The sequence below is a fragment of the Xanthomonas arboricola pv. guizotiae genome, from assembly GCF_002940205.1.
GTDB classification, from domain to species: Bacteria; Pseudomonadota; Gammaproteobacteria; order Xanthomonadales; family Xanthomonadaceae; genus Xanthomonas; species Xanthomonas arboricola_C.
In genome coordinates this window covers 23,068-39,079 of the sequence record NZ_MDSK01000023.1, presented here as the reverse complement: position 1 = coordinate 39,079, position 16,012 = coordinate 23,068, and the positions used below count along the sequence as shown (strand labels likewise).

Sequence of the window (16,012 nt, the reverse complement as noted above, 5' to 3'; positions counted from 1 at the left end):
GTCAGAAGTTTCGAGCAAGCTGCACATGCGGAGGCACGAATGTTGGATTCAGTTGACATTGAAGGCTTGAGAGGTGTGGGAAATGTCGAGCTTCGGTTCGATCCCAACCACCGTGTGCGTGTGCTGTTTGGCGTTAATGGCGTCGGTAAGACAAAGACGCTTGAAGCCATTTACCTAGGGCTGTTGTTCTCTCAGCAGGACTTTGCAGTTGCCGCCCGCCATACACTGATCCATGACACGGCATGGGAGCCAGCTAAAAAAGTAGTCATCGATGAGGAGGTTTGTCTGGACATTAACAAATCGTCCAGCGGACTCCCGATTCTTGGGAACTTCTTTGCGGAAGCTGCCAATCATTCTGCTTGCATTGTCTTAATCGGTGCCGGCGGGCGTTCTTCTGTAGCGGCAGAGCCTGCTGATGTTGGTCGTTTGGGGAAGTTTGATGACCGACGCAAAGCGCATTTTGACCGGCTAGCCAAGGAAATAACGTCGGGAAATCTTCGTACCTCCGGGATGAATGCAGATGTGCGAGCTTGGTTTGTCCAGCGCGCACAGTCTGTCAATCCATACCAAGTGGAAAAAGATAACTTGCAAGGCGAGATCAACGCCGTACTACAGCTTATCCATGAAGTCGATCCCCGAGTCGATGCTGGCAAGCTTCAAATTGATGGAGCCCAACGTGTTTTCTTGGGTGTAGATGGCCGGATGCTCGAACTGGGTGAACTCAGCTCTGGCTTTGCATCGGTGGTGAAGTTGTTTCAGGCCATCATTTCGGCCTACTCGAATTTCACTAATTCCAGGAACTTGCGCAACCTGCCAGGTGTCGTTCTGATTGATGAGATTGAAAGTCATCTGCATGTCAGTTGGCAAACAATAATTGTGAAGAAACTTAAGGACCTTTTTCCGAAGAGTATCTTCGTGATCGCCACTCATTCGCCGTTAGTGCTAACGCAACTAGAGCAGGGTGAGGCATATCTTCTTCAGCGCGATGAGGGTGATGGTGTGGTCAAGGTGGCCGAGATCAGTTCTCCCAACATGAAAGCGTTCGCTGACGTTCTCGAAGAAACATTTGGCGTCGACCTGAACGCTTTGAAGCGCGCGTCACTAGCATCGACGGATCAAGGTAAAGCGAAGGCCGCTCTACTGAAGTTGATCAAAAGTGATAGTCAGTCATGACCCGCGCGATTTTGCTGGATGCAAACCTGCTGATCGGTGCGCTCGATACTGATCCGAATAACTCTGTGCATTTATCAGCCAAGGCCGAGGTTGAGCGTTTGCTGACGGATGATCGTGTACGTGTGGCTATCTCACCTCTGATTCGTTATGAGGTCTTGCGCGGAGCAAAACGTGTACCACTCGATGAGCTGGAGCAGATCCTGAATGCTTTTCAGGAATTCGAGGTTGGAGCCAAGGATGCTCGCATGGCTGCCGAGGTCTTCCGACATGACCGTCGAGATGATGCAGAGCGTGCTATCGATAAGAAGCGCTTTGATGTTTTTCACTGTGTTTGCGCAAACCTCAACGATCTTGAGCTGATCAGTCACGATCAAGACATCAAAAAAATCCAAGATTTGATTAAAGAGCTGGAAGAAAATGCCAAAGCGCACCGACCTTAAAACCATCCTCATCATCGGCGCCGGCCCGATCGTCATCGGCCAGGCCTGCGAGTTCGATTACTCCGGCGCGCAGGCGTGCAAGGCGCTGCGCGACGAGGGCTATCGCGTGGTGCTGGTCAACAGCAACCCGGCCACGATCATGACCGACCCGGACATGGCCGATGCGGTGTACATCGAGCCGATCAACTGGCAGACGGTCGAGAAGATCATCGCCAAGGAAAAGCCCGACGCGCTGCTGCCGACCATGGGCGGGCAGACCGCGCTGAACTGCGCGCTGGATCTGGCCGACCACGGCGTGCTGGAGAAGTATGACGTCGAGCTGATCGGCGCCAAGCGCGAAGCCATCCGCATGGCCGAAGACCGCGAGCTGTTCCGCGTGGCGATGGGCGAGATCGGCCTGGATTGCCCCCGCGCCGAAGTGGCGCACACGCTGGAAGAGGCGCTGGATATCCAGACCCGGGTCGGCTACCCGACCATCATCCGTCCCAGCTTCACCCTGGGCGGCAGCGGCGGCGGCATCGCCTACAACCGCGAGGAGCTGATCGAGATCGTCGGCCGTGGCCTGGAACTGTCGCCGACCACCGAAGTGCTGGTGGAAGAATCGGTGCTGGGCTGGAAGGAATTCGAGATGGAAGTGGTCCGCGACACCGCGGACAACTGCATCATCGTCTGCGCGATCGAAAACCTCGATCCGATGGGCGTGCATACCGGCGACTCGATCACCGTGGCGCCGGCGCAGACGCTGACCGACAAGGAATACCAGCGCCTGCGCGATGCCTCGATCGCGGTGCTGCGCAAGATCGGTGTGGATACCGGCGGCTCCAACGTGCAGTTCGGCATCAGCCCGACCACCGGACGCGTGGTGGTGATCGAGATGAACCCGCGCGTGTCGCGTTCGTCGGCGCTGGCCTCCAAGGCCACCGGCTTCCCGATCGCCAAGGTCGCCGCCAAGCTGGCGGTAGGCTACACGCTGGACGAATTGAAGAACGAAATCACCGGCGGGCTGACCCCGGCCTCGTTCGAGCCGTCGATCGACTATGTGGTCACCAAGATTCCGCGCTTTGCGTTCGAAAAATTCCCGCAGGCCGATGCGCGCTTGACCACCCAGATGAAGTCGGTGGGCGAGGTGATGGCGATGGGCCGCACCTTCCAGGAATCGCTGCAGAAGGCGCTGCGTGGCCTGGAAACCGGCAAGATCGGGCTGGATCCGACCGGCCTGGATCTGAGCAGCGAAGACGATATCGCCGCGCTCAAGCGCGAGCTCAAGGCGCCGGGCCCGGAGCGTCTGTTCTATGTTGCCGACGCCTTCCGCGCCGGCATGAGCGTGGCCGATGTCTACGCGCTGTCGTTCATCGACCCGTGGTTCCTGGACCAGATCGAAGAACTGATCGGCCACGAACAGCAACTGGCCGACGACGGCATGCCGGCACTGGATGCGGCGCGTCTGCGCACGCTCAAGCGCGCCGGTTTCTCCGATGCGCGGCTGGCCGAGCTGACCGGCACCAATGAAGAATCGGTGCGCACGCTGCGTCGCGCGCTCAAGGTGCGCCCGGTCTACAAGCGCGTGGATTCCTGCGCCGCAGAGTTCGCCACCAGTACCGCGTACCTGTATTCGACCTACGAGGACGAGTGCGAGGCGCTGCCGACCGATCGCGACAAGATCATGATTCTTGGCGGTGGCCCCAACCGCATCGGCCAGGGCATCGAGTTCGACTACTGCTGCGTGCACGCGGCGCTGGCGCTGCGCGATGACGGCTACGAGACCATCATGGTCAACTGCAACCCGGAAACCGTCTCCACCGATTACGACACCTCGGACCGTCTGTATTTCGAGCCGCTGACGCTGGAAGACGTGCTGGAAATCGTCGAGCTGGAACAACCCAAGGGCGTGATCGTGCAGTACGGCGGCCAGACCCCGCTGAAGCTGGCGCGCGCGCTGGAAGCCAACGGCGTGCCGGTGATCGGCACCTCGCCCGATTCGATCGATCTGGCCGAAGACCGCGAGCGGTTCCAGCAGCTGGTCGACAAGCTGGGCCTGAAGCAGCCGCCCAACCGCATTGCCCGCAATGCCGAGGAAGCCTTGGTGCTGGCGCGCGAAATCGGCTACCCGCTGGTGGTGCGCCCGAGCTACGTGCTGGGCGGCCGCGCGATGGAAATCGTCTACGGCGAATCCGACCTGGCGCGCTACGTGCGCGATGCGGTCAAGGTCTCCAACGATTCGCCGGTGCTGCTGGACCGCTTCCTCGACAACGCGGTGGAAGTGGACGTGGACATCATCGCCGACAAGGACGGCAACGTGCTGATCGGCGGGCTGATGGAACACATCGAAGAGGCCGGCGTGCATTCGGGCGATTCGTCGTGCTCGCTGCCGCCGTATTCGCTCTCGCCGCAGACCCAGGCCGAGCTGCGTCGCCAGGTGGTGATGCTGGCCGAAGGCCTGAACGTGGTCGGCCTGATGAACACCCAGTTCGCGGTGCAGGTCAACGAGGCCGGCGACGACATCGTGTATCTGCTGGAAGTGAACCCGCGTGCCTCGCGCACCGTGCCGTTCGTGTCCAAGGCGATCGGCATGCCGCTGGCCAAGATCGCCGCACGCTGCATGGCCGGCAAGACGCTGGCCGAGCAGGGCGCCACCAAGGAAATCGTGCCGGGCTATTACTCGGTGAAGGAGGCGATCTTCCCGTTCGCCAAGTTCCAGGGAGTGGACCCGATCCTCGGGCCGGAGATGCGCTCCACCGGTGAGGTGATGGGCGTGGGCCGCAGCTTCAGCGCGGCGTTCGCGCGCGCACAGGAAGCCGGCGGCATCAAGGCGCCGCCGGTGGGCAAGGCGTTCGTATCGGTGCGTGACCCGGACAAGCAGCGCGTGCTGCCGGTGGCGCAGGCGCTGGTGGAACGTGGCTTTACGCTGGTGGCCACGCGCGGCACCGGTGCCTGGCTGCAGCAGAATGGGCTGAGCTGCGAGATCGTCAACAAGGTGGCCGAAGGCCGCCCGCACATCGTCGATTCGATCAAGAACGGCGAGATCGTCTACATCGTCAACACCACCGAAGGTCGCGCTGCCATCTCCGACTCGTTCTCGATCCGGCGTGAAGCGTTGCAGCATCGCGTGACCTATTCGACCACTGTCGCCGGCGCCAAGGCGCTGGTGCATTCGCTGGAATTCCGCGGCACCGGCCCGGTCTGGTCGCTGCAGGAACTGCACAAGGAGCTGGAAGCATGAGAGCACCCATGACCGCAAAGGGCGCGCAGCGTCTGCGCGAAGAGCTGGACCAGCTGAAGTCGGTCAAGCGTCCGGCGGTGATCAACGCGATCGCCGAAGCGCGCGCGCACGGCGATCTGAAGGAAAACGCCGAGTACCACGCCGCGCGCGAGCAGCAGAGCTTCATCGAAGGCCGCATCAAGCAGCTGGAAGGCGAGCTCTCGCATGCCGAGATCATCGACATCACCAAGCTGTCGGCCGGCACCAAGATCGTGTTCGGCGCCACGGTGACGCTGGCCGACACCGAGACCGACGAAGAGAAGCGCTACCAGATCGTTGGCGATCTGGAAGCGGACATCAAGCTGGGCATGATCGCGATCTCCTCGCCGCTGGCACGTGCGTTGATCGGCAAGCTGGAAGGCGACTCGGTCACCATCGATGCGCCGGCCGGCCAGCGCGAGTACGAAGTGGTCAGCGTTGCCTACCTGGACTGACGCGCCGGGATTGAACGACGCAACCGCCCGATGACCACCGCCACGCTGCTGCTGCCGGAAAAACGCCGCCTGCCCGGTGAACTGGGCGACACGCCGGTGGCGCGCGCACTGGCGCGTGCCGACCAGCAAGGTGCCGAGCCCGGCGAAGTGGCGCAGCTGCAGCGCCACTTCACGCTGACGCCTGCGCACTGGCCGGTGGCCGCGTTGACCCGCCAGCTCGATGCCGGCGATGCGGCTGGTGCGACCTGGGTGCGTGCGGATCCGGCCTATGTGGTGCCGGATATGCAGGGCGCGCGCTTGATGGGCTACGGCGAGGCGCTCGGCCCCACGGCCGAGGACCTGGCGGTGTTGCTGCCCATCCTCAAGCCGATGTTCGGCGATGCGGGCTTCCTGCTGGATGCGCCCACGCCTGCGCGCTGGTACCTGCGGCTGTCGCCGGATGCCAAATTGCCGGAATTTGCGCCACCGGGTCTGGCGATCGGCGATGACCTGTTCGAGCATCTGCCGGCCGGCGAGATCGGCCGGCGCTGGCGTGCCTTGCTGACCGAAGCGCAGGTGCTGCTGCATCAGCACCCCTGGAACGAGGGCCGCGTGGCCAGCGGCAAGCCGGCGATCAATTCGCTGTGGTTCTGGGGCGGCGGCGTGCTACCGCATGCGGTGAGCTCGCCGCACCGTCAGGTACGCAGCCGCGAATCGCTGCTGCGTGCGCTGGCGCTGGCGGCCGGTGCCGATGCGCAGGGCGAACAACGCGTGGATGCGTTGGTGGACCTGCGCCATCTGCGCTCGCTGCAGCAGTTCAGCGACGATGCGGTGGCGCCGCTGCTGGCGGCGATGGCGCGTGGCGAACTGGATCGGCTGGTGCTGGATTTCCAGGATGGCGAAACCGTGTCGCTGACGCATGCGCAACGCTGGCGTTTCTGGCGCAAGCCGCGGGCACAGCTGGCGCAATGACCTCCACCCCGCGGATCGTCCGGCGCCCGCCCGGGCAGGCCGGCAGCTGGCCCGATGCCATGTTGCCGCTGCTGCGCCGCATCTATGCCGCGCGCGGCGTCACCGATACCCACGGCGCGCAGCCGCGTCTGGGTCAATTGCTGTCGCCGCAGTTGCTGCACAACAGTGACGTGGCGGCCGAGTTGCTGGCCGATGCGATCGCCCGGCAACGGCGCATCCTGGTGGTGGGCGATTTCGACTGCGATGGCGCCACCGCCTGTGCGGTCGGCGTGCGTGGCTTGCGCATGCTCGGCGCGCTGGATGTGCATCACGCGGTACCCAATCGTATGGTGCATGGCTACGGCCTGTCGCCGGCACTGGTGGAGGAACTGGCCGCATTGCAGCCGGATCTGCTGGTCACGGTCGATCATGGCATCGCCTGCCACGCCGGCGTGGCCGCCGCCAAGGCGCGCGGCTGGACGGTGCTGGTCACCGACCATCACCTGCCTGGCGAGGTATTGCCGCCGGCCGACGCGATCGTCGATCCGAATCTGGCCAACGACCGCTTCCCGAGCAAATCCCTGGCCGGGGTCGGGGTGATCTTCTATGTGCTGATGGCGTTGCGCGGCGTGCTGCGCGCGCGCGGTGCCTTCGCCGAGCGCGCCGAGCCGGATCTGTCGGTATTGCTGGACCTGGTGGCAGTCGGCACCGTTGCCGATCTGGTGCCGCTGGACATCAACAACCGGGCGCTGGTGTCGGCCGGCCTGCGCCGCCTGCGCGAGGGCAAGGGTTGCATCGGCCTGCGCGCCCTGATCGATGCCAGCGGCCGCGACGTGGCGCGCCTGAGCGCCAGCGATATCGGATTTGCGTTGGGCCCGCGTCTCAACGCAGCCGGCCGGCTGGAAGACATGGCGCTGGGCATCGAGTTGCTGCTCAGCGAGGACTGGAACCGGGCGCGCGCGATCGCCGGCACGCTGGAAGAGATCAACGCCGAGCGCCGCGCGGTGCAGCAGCTGATGACCGACGATGCCGAACAGGCCGTCACCAGGGTGGTGCTGGATGCCGATGGCGCGTTGCCGATCGCCGCCTGCCTGTTCGATGCCGACTGGCACCCGGGCGTGATCGGCCTGGTCGCCTCCAAGCTCAAGGACCGCCTGCATCGCCCGGTGATCGCATTGGCGCCGGCCGAGCCGGGCAGCAGCCAGCTGCGCGGTTCGGCACGCTCGATCCCCGGCCTGCATATCCGCGACGTGCTGGCGGCAGTGGATGCGCGCCACCCGGGCCTGATCCAGAAGTTCGGCGGGCATGCGATGGCGGCCGGGCTGAGTCTGGAGCATGCCGCGCTGGCGACCTTCGAACAGGCATTCCAGCGCCAGGTGCAGGCGATGGTGGACGCCTCGCTGCTGCATGCCGAATTGCATAGCGATGGCGAACTGGCCGCGCACGAACTCGATCACCTGCATGCCGAGGCGCTGCGCGTGGCCGGGCCGTGGGGGCAGGGCTTTCCCGAGCCGCTGTTCGATGGTCGGTTCGAAGTGCTGCAGTACCGCGTGCTCAAGGAGCGCCACCTCAAGCTGACCCTGCGCTGCGCCGGCCGCGCCGAACCGCTCAACGCCATCCACTTCAACGGCTGGCGCGGCAGCGAACCGGCACGCCTGGTGCGGCTGGCGTACCGCCTGGTCAGCGACGACTATCGCGGCGGCACCGCGGTGCAGCTGATCGTCGAGCACTGCGAGCCGGCGACAGTCACGGGCTGAGCGCGCGGCTGTCAATCGCGGGCTTCGGTAGGGGCGACAGCGCGGCCCTGCAGCCAGGCTTCACATCAACCGCTCTGCACGGGAGGGCGCACCCACAGCCGGCATGCACGTGGTGGTACATGCCGCAAGTACGCATGCCTGATGGCGGCAAGGTGGTTTCGTTCGTCGCTCAAGGCGTCTTGCAAGACAGTGCTGCAAGCAGACCTGCGCTCGTACTGACCTCGCCCCGGTCAGGGCACCTTCTTGACCTCGGTCACCAAGGTCGGCAATTCCCACGCGCCGCCGGCGGCGACCAATCTGCACAGGCCGGAGGTGGATTCGGAGGTCGGTACGAAACGGCGGCCGTCCCAGGTCCAGCTGGACTCGCTGTAGCAGTCGCCCAGGCCGCGTCCCTTCTGCGATGCAAGGATGGTGGAGCCGTCGATATCGCTGGCTTGCGTGGTCACCAATGTCGGCGCGAACGGCGCGCGTGCATTGATGACCCAGAAACCGGTGCCAACGTTGTAGGCGCCCATCCAGCAGTCGGTCGAGACCAGCAGTTTGTCGCCGCTGAGCCGGGTGACCGACAGCGGCTCGGCTGCATCGCCGGCCTGTAGCCCCTTGCATTCCTCGTCGGCCGGCAAGCTGGCACGCAGCGCTTGGTACAACGCCGGCAGCGTGCCCAGGCGCGCATCGGCTGCTTGCGTTGCTGCGAGTTTGACCGCTCGCACCTGCGGTGCCGGCACGGCCGGCAGCACTGCAGCCTCGTCGCGATCGCCCTTGCGCACCAGGGCGCCGCGCGTGCCCAGCCGGCCCTGGAACTCGTCCATCTTCAGCAGCACCGCCGCAGCGCCGCGATCGGACAGCTGCCAGCGGCGACCATCGTTGCCGAGCGCCACGATCCTGCTGCTGCGGGTCAGTGCGGCCAGCAGTGCGGTCACCTGCGTGCTGGTCAGCGGCGCGGTGCCGCTGTCGCGATTCAATGCCAGCTTGCCCAGGTCGCGCTGGTCGATGCGCAAGGTGAGCGATGCCGGCAGCTTGACCTCGTCGTACTGGCCCAGCATCAACTCGGCAGTGACCTGCTGCCCCGCACCGGCCTTGCGCGTCAGCAAGACCGACACCGGCGTGCTGTCGTCGTCATCCGGCTGATAGCCGGCAGCGCGGCAGGTGCGGGTGTTGTCGCAGGCGATGGTCCAGTCCTGGTGATCGAAGGCGATGCCGACCGGCGCATCGGCAAGGGCGGCGGCAGGCGCGAGCAACAAGGTGGCGGCAAGCAGGGTAGGGCGCATGGTGTCTTCGAAAAAGCGTGTCCGGCGCGCATCGTGCGTTGCTGCCGACGGGCCGTCCAGGGCTGCGCATGCCGAAGCGGGACACGCCTGCGCAACATTTTCATGACGGCACCGGCGCGCTGTCGGTCCTGCCCGCCAGGCGCGGCCTGAGCGCACGCAATCCGAACAAGGGACGCAACCAGCGCAGCCGGCGGATCGCAAACTCATGCAACGCCAGGCAGCCGATCACGGTGGCGGCGAGGACCAGCGCCGGCTCCAGCCAGGCATTCAGATGCAGGGGCATCAGCCAGTACAGCGTCACGATGATCAGGCTCTGGTGCAGGATGTACCACGGGAATACCGCCTCCGTGCAGTACGCCAGCCAGCGCAGCGGGCGGTTCAAACGATGCCTTGCCCAGCCAAGAATCGTCAGCAGCGCCAGCCAGGTGTAGGCGGCACGTGCGCTATGCTCGATCGCCTCCCACGGCAGCGCGGCCAGCGGTGCACCCAGTTGCGCTGGCTGTCCATGGGTGCCGGAATAGCGAATGCCCAGTTCGGTGCCGATCGCCACCAGCGCGGCGACCGAGGTGAGCCAGCGCAGTTGTACGGCCAGCTGCCAGAAGCGTTCGCGGCGTGCCAGCAGATACCCCAGGACGAACAGCGGGAACGATTCGGCGTGCACGAACCAGTCGCCAAACAGCGCGTGGGTAGGCGGATGCCGCGGCATTACCCACAGCACGCAGAACGCTTCCCAAAGGATCGGCAACAGCAGTAGTGCCGGCACCGCCAGCGCAGCGGGCAAGCGCGGCCACGCGGCCAACCGCAGCGGGCGGGTCAGCGACACCAGCGCCATCAAGGCGATGGTGTAGGGCAACAGATAGGCCAGATACCACAGATGGTTCCAGGTGATGCCGTGCTCCCAGCCATCGAAACTGCCGGCCGGCCATGGCCGCACCTGCCAGTAGCGCAGCAGGAAGCTGCCGAAGCCCGGGCTGACCTTGCCGTTGCTCACGCCCTGGCAATAGGCCTGCACCGCGACCACCACGAACATGCCGAACAACAGCGGCGGCAGTAATCGCCCGCAGCGCTGCAAGGCAAAGCGCCAGGGCCTGGCCTGCGGCCGCGCCAGCCCGATCGCGATGCCGGAGATCATGAACAGCAGGGGCATCCGCCAGCGGTTGAGCACGATCATCGGCCATTGCAGCCACTGCGCGGTGTGCACGCTCTTGAGGTGGAAATCCCAGTCGGCCACATAGGCCATACCCACGTGATAGAGGATCAGCAGTGCGAAGGCGAAGACGCGCAAGGCATCGATATCGTGACGGCGTTCGGTCATGGTGGTGTCGGCAGGAGGCATGCCCGCATCCTCGGCAACGCAGGCAACAAGCAGCTGCGCCAAGGGCGGCAATGCCGTCCCCGAGTGACCAGTTGCTGTCCCACAGTGACGAACCGGGGACGGCAAACGGGCGGTTTGCATAGAATGCGCGGATGAATTCACCTGTGTCCGGGGCTATCGCACGCGCGACCGACAGCGATGCCGGCGCGGGCAGGCGCTGGGTGGCGTTGATCTGGCTGCTGGTTTTCTATGGCAGCGCGCTGGGCAACACCGCGAGCACATGGCTGGCGGCACGCCGCGATGGTCAGCCACTGCTGCTGTGGCAGGTGCTGACCTGGGAGCTGAGCAGCGCGACCGTCTCACTGCTGCTCTTGCCGGCACTGATCTGGCTGTGCACGCGTTGGCCGTTGCATGCCGATGTCTGGCGGCGGCGCGTTCCTCTTTATCTCGCGGCCGCACTTGTCTGGTGGCTGCTGCACGTGAGCGGCATGGTGCTGCTGCGCAAGCTGGTCTATCTGGCGGTCGGTGCGCACTACGATTTCGGTGCCTTGCGGTTGCAGTGGCTGTATGAACTCTCCAAGGATCTGCGCACCTTTGCCTTGCTGGTGGCGCTACGGCATGCGCTGGCATGGTATGGCCGGCGTCGGCAGGGCGAGGCACATCTGCTGGCCGCCCCGGACGAAGGCCCGCCGGTCGAGCCGCTGGACCGTCCGGAGCGTTTTCTGGTGCGCAAGCTGGGGCGCGACTTCCTGGTCGCCACCGCCGACATCGAATGGGTCCAGGCGTCGGGCAACTACGTCAATTTGCATGTACGCGGCCACGATTACCCGCTGCGCAGCACGATGGCCGCGATCGAGGCCAGGCTCGACCCGGCCGTGTTCGTGCGCATCCATCGCAGCTATCTGGTGCAGCTGGCACGCGTGCTGGCGATCGAGCCGCTGGAATCCGGCGACGCCCGCGTGCACCTGGCCGACGCCACCGTGCTGCCGTGCAGTCGCCGTTACCTGGCCGCGTTACGGGTGGTGGCAGGGCAGGCGCCTACGCCGCAGCGTGTGGAGGCCGCGCAGGGCTGACGGTTATCCAGGCTGTTAGCCGTGCGATCGCACCGATGGCTTCGCAGTGGCAGATGGGCCCAGGCGCCCGTCATCTGAGCCGCCTCCTGGCTGCCTTGTTCCGGTCCGAGCTTGCAGTGGTCGCCATGACGTCACGGCCGGCATGAAACTGCGGCCCGTCACGACCGCCACCGCGTTCCGCCACCGTCGCCCGCTTGCTAAACTACCGGGCTTGTTTGCCGGAAGTCCGTCATGATCGAAACCAATCCGATCCGCCAGCGCATCACCGATCTCAACGATCGCGTGCTCTCGCTCAGGGGGTATCTTTGACTACGACGTCAAGAAAGAACGTCTAGAAGAAGTCAGCCGGGAGCTCGAGAGCCCCGATGTGTGGAACGATGCCGAGCGCGCGCAGGCCCTGGGCCGCGAGCGCTCGCTGCTGGAAAAGACCGTCATCGGCATCGCCGATGTGCTGGCCGGCCTGAGCGATGCCGTCGATCTGCTGGAGCTGGCCGAAATCGAGCAGGACGAAGACACTGCGATGGCGGTGATCGCCGATCTGGACAAGTACCAGGCGCATGTCGAGAAACTGGAATTCCAGCGCATGTTCTCCGGCCAGATGGACGGCGCCAACGCGTTCGTCGACATCCAGGCCGGTGCCGGCGGCACCGAGGCGCAGGACTGGGCCGAAATCCTGTTGCGCATGTACCTGCGCTGGGCCGAGTCGCGCGGCTGGAAGACCGAGCTGATGGAAGTGTCGGGCGGCGAAGTGGCGGGCATCAAGTCGGCCACCATCCGCATCGAGGGCGAGTACGCCTACGGCTGGCTGAAGACCGAGATCGGCGTGCACCGGCTGGTGCGCAAGTCGCCGTTCGATTCGGACAACCGCCGGCATACCAGCTTCACCTCGGTGTTCGTGTCGCCGGAAGTGGACGACAACATCGAGATCGACATCAACCCGGCCGACCTGCGGACCGACGTGTACCGCTCTTCGGGTGCCGGTGGTCAGCACGTCAACAAGACCGAATCGGCGGTGCGTATCACGCACATCCCGACCAACACGGTGGTCGCCTGCCAGACCGGCCGCAGCCAGCACCAGAACCGCGACAACGCGATGAAGATGCTGGCCGCCAAGCTGTACGAGCTGGAAGTGCAGAAGCGCAACGTCGAGCGCGACGCGCTGGAAGCGACCAAGTCCGACATCGGCTGGGGCAGCCAGATCCGCAACTACGTGCTCGACCAGAGCCGCATCAAGGATCTGCGCACCGGCATCGAACGCAGCGACACCCAGAAAGTGCTGGATGGCGACCTGGACGAATTCGTCGAGGCCAGCCTCAAGGCCGGTCTGGCGGCAGGCTCCAAACGCCTGGATGCCTGACCGCAGTGAGACGTTGCCGCGCCTGCTGCGCAGCGACGTCATCCGCGCCCTGCCGCGCTATGCAGCGCCGTGCAGCCGGTAAATCGCCACGCCGTCCCGTTGCGCCGTGCAATTGTCACCGAGACACCGTAAAACGCAGGAGCCGGCCAGCCCGGTTCCGCATTCTCCACCGGGCATGCGCCCGACCTATCGCAGACCGATTTCCGCCATGACCGAGCAGACCCCCGCGCCGCAGATCCCCGCCGACGAGAACAGCCTCATCGCCGAGCGTCGCGCGAAACTGGGCGCGTTGCGCGGCCAGGGCATCGCCTATCCCAACGATTTCGTGCGCGAGCACTTCGCCGGCGACCTGCAGGCCGAATTCGCCGATGCCGGCACCTGGTCCCCCGAGGCGCTGGAAGCGAGCGGATGCACGGTCAGGATGGCCGGCCGCCTGATGGCCAAGCGGGTGATGGGCAAGGCCAGCTTTGCGCAGATCCAGGACGAGTCCGGGCGCGTGCAGTTGTTCCTGCAGGGCAACGTGCTCGGCGATGCCTATGCCGCGTTCAAGGGCTGGGATGTCGGCGATATCGTGGCGGTGGAGGGCGGCCTGACCCGCACCAAGACCGGCGAGCTGTCGGTCAAGGCCACTGCGCTGCGCCTGCTGACCAAGTCGCTGCGGCCGTTGCCGGACAAGTGGCACGGCCTGTCGGACGTGGAGCAGCGCTATCGCCAGCGCTACGTCGATCTGATCGTCACCCCGGAGGCACGCGAGGTCTTCATCAAGCGCTCCAGGATCATCCGCGCGATCCGCGCCTGGCTGGATGCGCGCCGCTTCCTTGAAGTGGAAACGCCGATGATGCATTACATCCCCGGTGGCGCCACCGCCAAGCCGTTCACCACCCACCACAACGCGCTGGACCTGGACCTGTACCTGCGCGTGGCGCCGGAGCTGTACCTCAAGCGGCTGGTGGTCGGTGGGCTGGAGCGGGTCTACGAGATCAACCGCAACTTCCGCAACGAGGGCGTGTCGACCCGGCACAATCCCGAGTTCACCATGCTCGAGCTCTACGAGGCCTATGCCACGTACCACGAGATCATGGACCTGACCGAGCAGGTGATCCGCGACACCGCGCAGTCGGTGCTGGGCACCGCCCAGGTGAACTGGGACGGCGCCGCCATCGATCTGGCGCCGGCTTTCCGGCGCTGGCGCATGGATGAGGCCGTTCGTCACCACAACCCGGAGATCAGCGCGGCCGATTGCACCGATCGCGATGCGCTGCTGCGCCACTGCGACCGGCTGAAGATCAAGGTCAAGCCGTCCTACGGCTGGGGCAAGCTGCTGCTGGAAATCTTCGAGGCCACCGTGGAACACACCCTGGTGCAGCCGACCTTCATCACCGACCACCCGGTCGAGGTGTCGCCGCTGGCGCGTTCCAGCGACACCGAGCCGGGGTATACCGACCGCTTCGAGCTGTTCATCAACGGCAAGGAGCTGGCCAATGGCTTCTCCGAGCTCAACGACCCGGAAGACCAGGCCGCGCGCTTCCAGGCGCAGGTGCAGGCCAAGGACGGTGGCGACGACGAAGCGATGCACTACGACGCCGATTACATCCGTGCGTTGGAGTACGGCATGGCGCCGACCGGCGGCCTGGGTATCGGCATCGACCGCCTGGTGATGCTGCTGACCGGCAGCACCTCGATCCGCGATGTGCTGCTGTTCCCGTACATGCGTCCGGAGGCCTGATCTTTTTTGTGTCGTCGGCGTGCCGACGGCACAGATACTGCATATGCTAGAGCGGAGCCCCGAATGGCGTATCGTCGGGGGAGTCGGCGCAGCGGCCGGCGTCATCGCTTTTCCGTTCTCGGGATAGAGGAGCAACGGCTATGCAGGATGTTTTGGGTAATCTTGCCGGCGCCTCGTCGGCGGATCCATCGGGAAGCTGGTCGGAAAAGGCGGATCTGGGATTGAACATCGTCATTGTCGATGACCAGATGTCCGCGCGGACGATGCTGCGCCACGTCATCGAGGACATCGCACCGGAATTGAAGGTCTACGATTTCGGTGACCCGCTCGATGCATTGGCGTGGTGCGAGGCCGGACGGGTGGATCTGTTGCTGCTCGACTACCGCATGCCCGGCATGGATGGCCTGGAATTCGCCCGGCGTCTGCGCCGGCTGCCCAGCCATCGCGATATTCCGATCATCCTGATCACCATCGTCGGCGACGAGCCGATCCGTCAGGCGGCGCTGGAAGCGGGCGTGATCGATTTCCTGGTCAAGCCGATCCGCCCGCGCGAACTGCGTGCGCGCTGCGCCAATTTGCTGCAGCTGCGTCAGCAGAGCGAAAGCGTCAAGCAACGCGCGTTGTCGCTGGAGCAGCGCCTGCTGGCCAGCATGAACGAGGTCGAAGAGCGCGAACGCGAGACGCTGTCGCGGCTGGCGCGCGCCATCGAGTACCGCGACTCGGGCACCAGCGCCTTCCTGGAGCGCATGTCGCACGTGGCCGGCCTGATCGCCGAGCAGCTCGGCCTGTCGGAAGAAGAGGTGCGCATCATCGAGATGGCCGCACCGCTGCACGACATGGGCAAGATCGCCATTCCCGATGCGGTGCTGCTCAAGCCGGGCAAGCTCACCGACGACGAGATGAGCATCATGAAGCGGCATCCGCGGATCGGCTACGAGCTGCTCAGCGGCAGCCAGAACCGCTTCATCCAGGTCGGCGCCCTGATCGCACTGCGTCATCACGAGCGCTACGACGGCACCGGTTACCCGGATGGACTGGTCGGCGAGGCGATTCCGCTGGAAGCGCGCATCGTGGCGGTGGCCGACGTGTTCGACGCGCTGCTGTCGCCGCGCCCATACAAGGACGCCTGGACCATGGATGCCGCGCTGGCCTATCTCTACGCACAGCGCGGTCGCCTGTTCGACCCGCGCTGCGTGGATGCGCTGCTGCGCGGCCGCACGCAGCTGGACCAGATCTGCGGCGAATTCTCGACCGCATCGGCACGACCCGGGGTGTGAGGC

At 65.0% G+C, this 16,012-nt stretch carries 12 protein-coding genes; 10 read left to right on the top strand and 2 right to left on the bottom strand.

The window, feature by feature from the left end; translation table 11 throughout:
• Positions 1-39: 39 nt before the first annotated feature.
• The 6 genes from XarbCFBP7408_RS23195 to recJ are packed head-to-tail and all read left to right on the top strand — an operon-like array spanning position 40 to position 7,993.
• Positions 40-1,173 carry an AAA family ATPase gene (locus tag XarbCFBP7408_RS23195; protein WP_258072142.1) on the top strand — a complete coding sequence of 378 codons (1,134 nt, stop codon included), beginning with the start codon at positions 40-42 and terminating at the stop codon, positions 1,171-1,173.
• Entirely contained in the window at positions 1,170-1,613 is a 444-nt protein-coding gene (locus XarbCFBP7408_RS14395) for a type II toxin-antitoxin system VapC family toxin (protein WP_104563542.1), read from the top strand. The genes XarbCFBP7408_RS23195 and XarbCFBP7408_RS14395 overlap by 4 nt, the downstream gene beginning before the upstream one ends.
• The gene (carB, locus tag XarbCFBP7408_RS14390) at positions 1,591-4,833 is read left to right on the top strand and encodes a carbamoyl-phosphate synthase large subunit (RefSeq protein ID WP_104563541.1); all 3,243 of its coding nucleotides are present in this window, start codon (positions 1,591-1,593) and stop codon (positions 4,831-4,833) included. The genes XarbCFBP7408_RS14395 and carB overlap by 23 nt, the downstream gene beginning before the upstream one ends.
• Positions 4,834-4,841: 8 nt before the next feature.
• Positions 4,842-5,306 carry a transcription elongation factor GreA gene (gene greA / locus XarbCFBP7408_RS14385; protein WP_024937720.1) on the top strand — a complete coding sequence of 155 codons (465 nt, stop codon included), beginning with the start codon at positions 4,842-4,844 and terminating at the stop codon, positions 5,304-5,306.
• 30 nt (positions 5,307-5,336) lie between these two features.
• Entirely contained in the window at positions 5,337-6,257 is a 921-nt protein-coding gene (locus XarbCFBP7408_RS14380; RefSeq protein ID WP_104563540.1) for a phosphoglycerate mutase, read from the top strand.
• The gene (recJ, locus tag XarbCFBP7408_RS14375; protein WP_104563539.1) at positions 6,254-7,993 is read left to right on the top strand and encodes a single-stranded-DNA-specific exonuclease RecJ; all 1,740 of its coding nucleotides are present in this window, start codon (positions 6,254-6,256) and stop codon (positions 7,991-7,993) included. Before XarbCFBP7408_RS14380 ends, recJ begins: the two co-directional genes overlap by 4 nt.
• Before the next feature lie 230 nt (positions 7,994-8,223).
• On the opposite strand, the gene XarbCFBP7408_RS14370 is transcribed toward recJ, so the two are convergent.
• Positions 8,224-9,261 (bottom strand): DUF1176 domain-containing protein, encoded by a 1,038-nt coding sequence (locus XarbCFBP7408_RS14370; RefSeq protein ID WP_104563538.1) that lies wholly within the window; start codon positions 9,259-9,261, stop codon positions 8,224-8,226.
• A gap of 100 nt (positions 9,262-9,361) precedes the next feature.
• Positions 9,362-10,576 (bottom strand): acyltransferase family protein, encoded by a 1,215-nt coding sequence (locus tag XarbCFBP7408_RS14365; RefSeq protein WP_104563580.1) that lies wholly within the window; start codon positions 10,574-10,576, stop codon positions 9,362-9,364.
• A gap of 152 nt (positions 10,577-10,728) precedes the next feature.
• Between XarbCFBP7408_RS14365 and XarbCFBP7408_RS14360 the strand changes: the two genes are divergently transcribed.
• The 4 genes from XarbCFBP7408_RS14360 to XarbCFBP7408_RS14345 all read left to right on the top strand — a co-directional run bounded on the left by XarbCFBP7408_RS14360 (position 10,729) and on the right by XarbCFBP7408_RS14345 (position 16,009).
• Positions 10,729-11,649 carry a LytTR family DNA-binding domain-containing protein gene (locus XarbCFBP7408_RS14360; protein ID WP_258072141.1) on the top strand — a complete coding sequence of 307 codons (921 nt, stop codon included), beginning with the start codon at positions 10,729-10,731 and terminating at the stop codon, positions 11,647-11,649.
• Between the two features lie 231 nt (positions 11,650-11,880).
• Positions 11,881-13,006 (top strand): peptide chain release factor 2 gene (prfB, locus tag XarbCFBP7408_RS14355; RefSeq protein ID WP_104563536.1). Its coding sequence is split into 2 segments (ribosomal slippage): positions 11,881-11,955 and positions 11,957-13,006, totalling 1,125 coding nucleotides; the frame shifts between segments, so codons are not numbered across the junction.
• Between the two features lie 208 nt (positions 13,007-13,214).
• Entirely contained in the window at positions 13,215-14,732 is a 1,518-nt protein-coding gene (gene lysS, locus XarbCFBP7408_RS14350) for a lysine--tRNA ligase (RefSeq protein ID WP_104563535.1), read from the top strand.
• A gap of 140 nt (positions 14,733-14,872) precedes the next feature.
• Positions 14,873-16,009: an HD-GYP domain-containing protein gene (locus XarbCFBP7408_RS14345; RefSeq protein ID WP_104563534.1), complete on the top strand. Its 1,137-nt coding sequence runs from the start codon at positions 14,873-14,875 to the stop codon at positions 16,007-16,009.
• Positions 16,010-16,012 lie beyond the last annotated feature (3 nt).

Bases quoted from the DNA above. Each gene is read 5' to 3' on its own strand.
- greA (WP_024937720.1), top strand. From the start codon at position 4,842: ATGACCGCAAAGGGCGCGCAGCGTCTGCGCGAAGAGCTGGACCAGCTG.
- XarbCFBP7408_RS23195 (WP_258072142.1), top strand. From the start codon at position 40: ATGTTGGATTCAGTTGACATTGAAGGCTTGAGAGGTGTGGGAAATGTC.
- XarbCFBP7408_RS14395 (WP_104563542.1), top strand. From the start codon at position 1,170: ATGACCCGCGCGATTTTGCTGGATGCAAACCTGCTGATCGGTGCGCTC.
- XarbCFBP7408_RS14345 (WP_104563534.1), top strand. From the start codon at position 14,873: ATGCAGGATGTTTTGGGTAATCTTGCCGGCGCCTCGTCGGCGGATCCA.
- XarbCFBP7408_RS14370 (WP_104563538.1), bottom strand. From the start codon at position 9,261: ATGCGCCCTACCCTGCTTGCCGCCACCTTGTTGCTCGCGCCTGCCGCC.
- recJ (WP_104563539.1), top strand. From the start codon at position 6,254: ATGACCTCCACCCCGCGGATCGTCCGGCGCCCGCCCGGGCAGGCCGGC.
- XarbCFBP7408_RS14360 (WP_258072141.1), top strand. From the start codon at position 10,729: ATGAATTCACCTGTGTCCGGGGCTATCGCACGCGCGACCGACAGCGAT.
- XarbCFBP7408_RS14365 (WP_104563580.1), bottom strand. From the start codon at position 10,576: ATGACCGAACGCCGTCACGATATCGATGCCTTGCGCGTCTTCGCCTTC.
- carB (WP_104563541.1), top strand. From the start codon at position 1,591: ATGCCAAAGCGCACCGACCTTAAAACCATCCTCATCATCGGCGCCGGC.
- XarbCFBP7408_RS14380 (WP_104563540.1), top strand. From the start codon at position 5,337: ATGACCACCGCCACGCTGCTGCTGCCGGAAAAACGCCGCCTGCCCGGT.
- lysS (WP_104563535.1), top strand. From the start codon at position 13,215: ATGACCGAGCAGACCCCCGCGCCGCAGATCCCCGCCGACGAGAACAGC.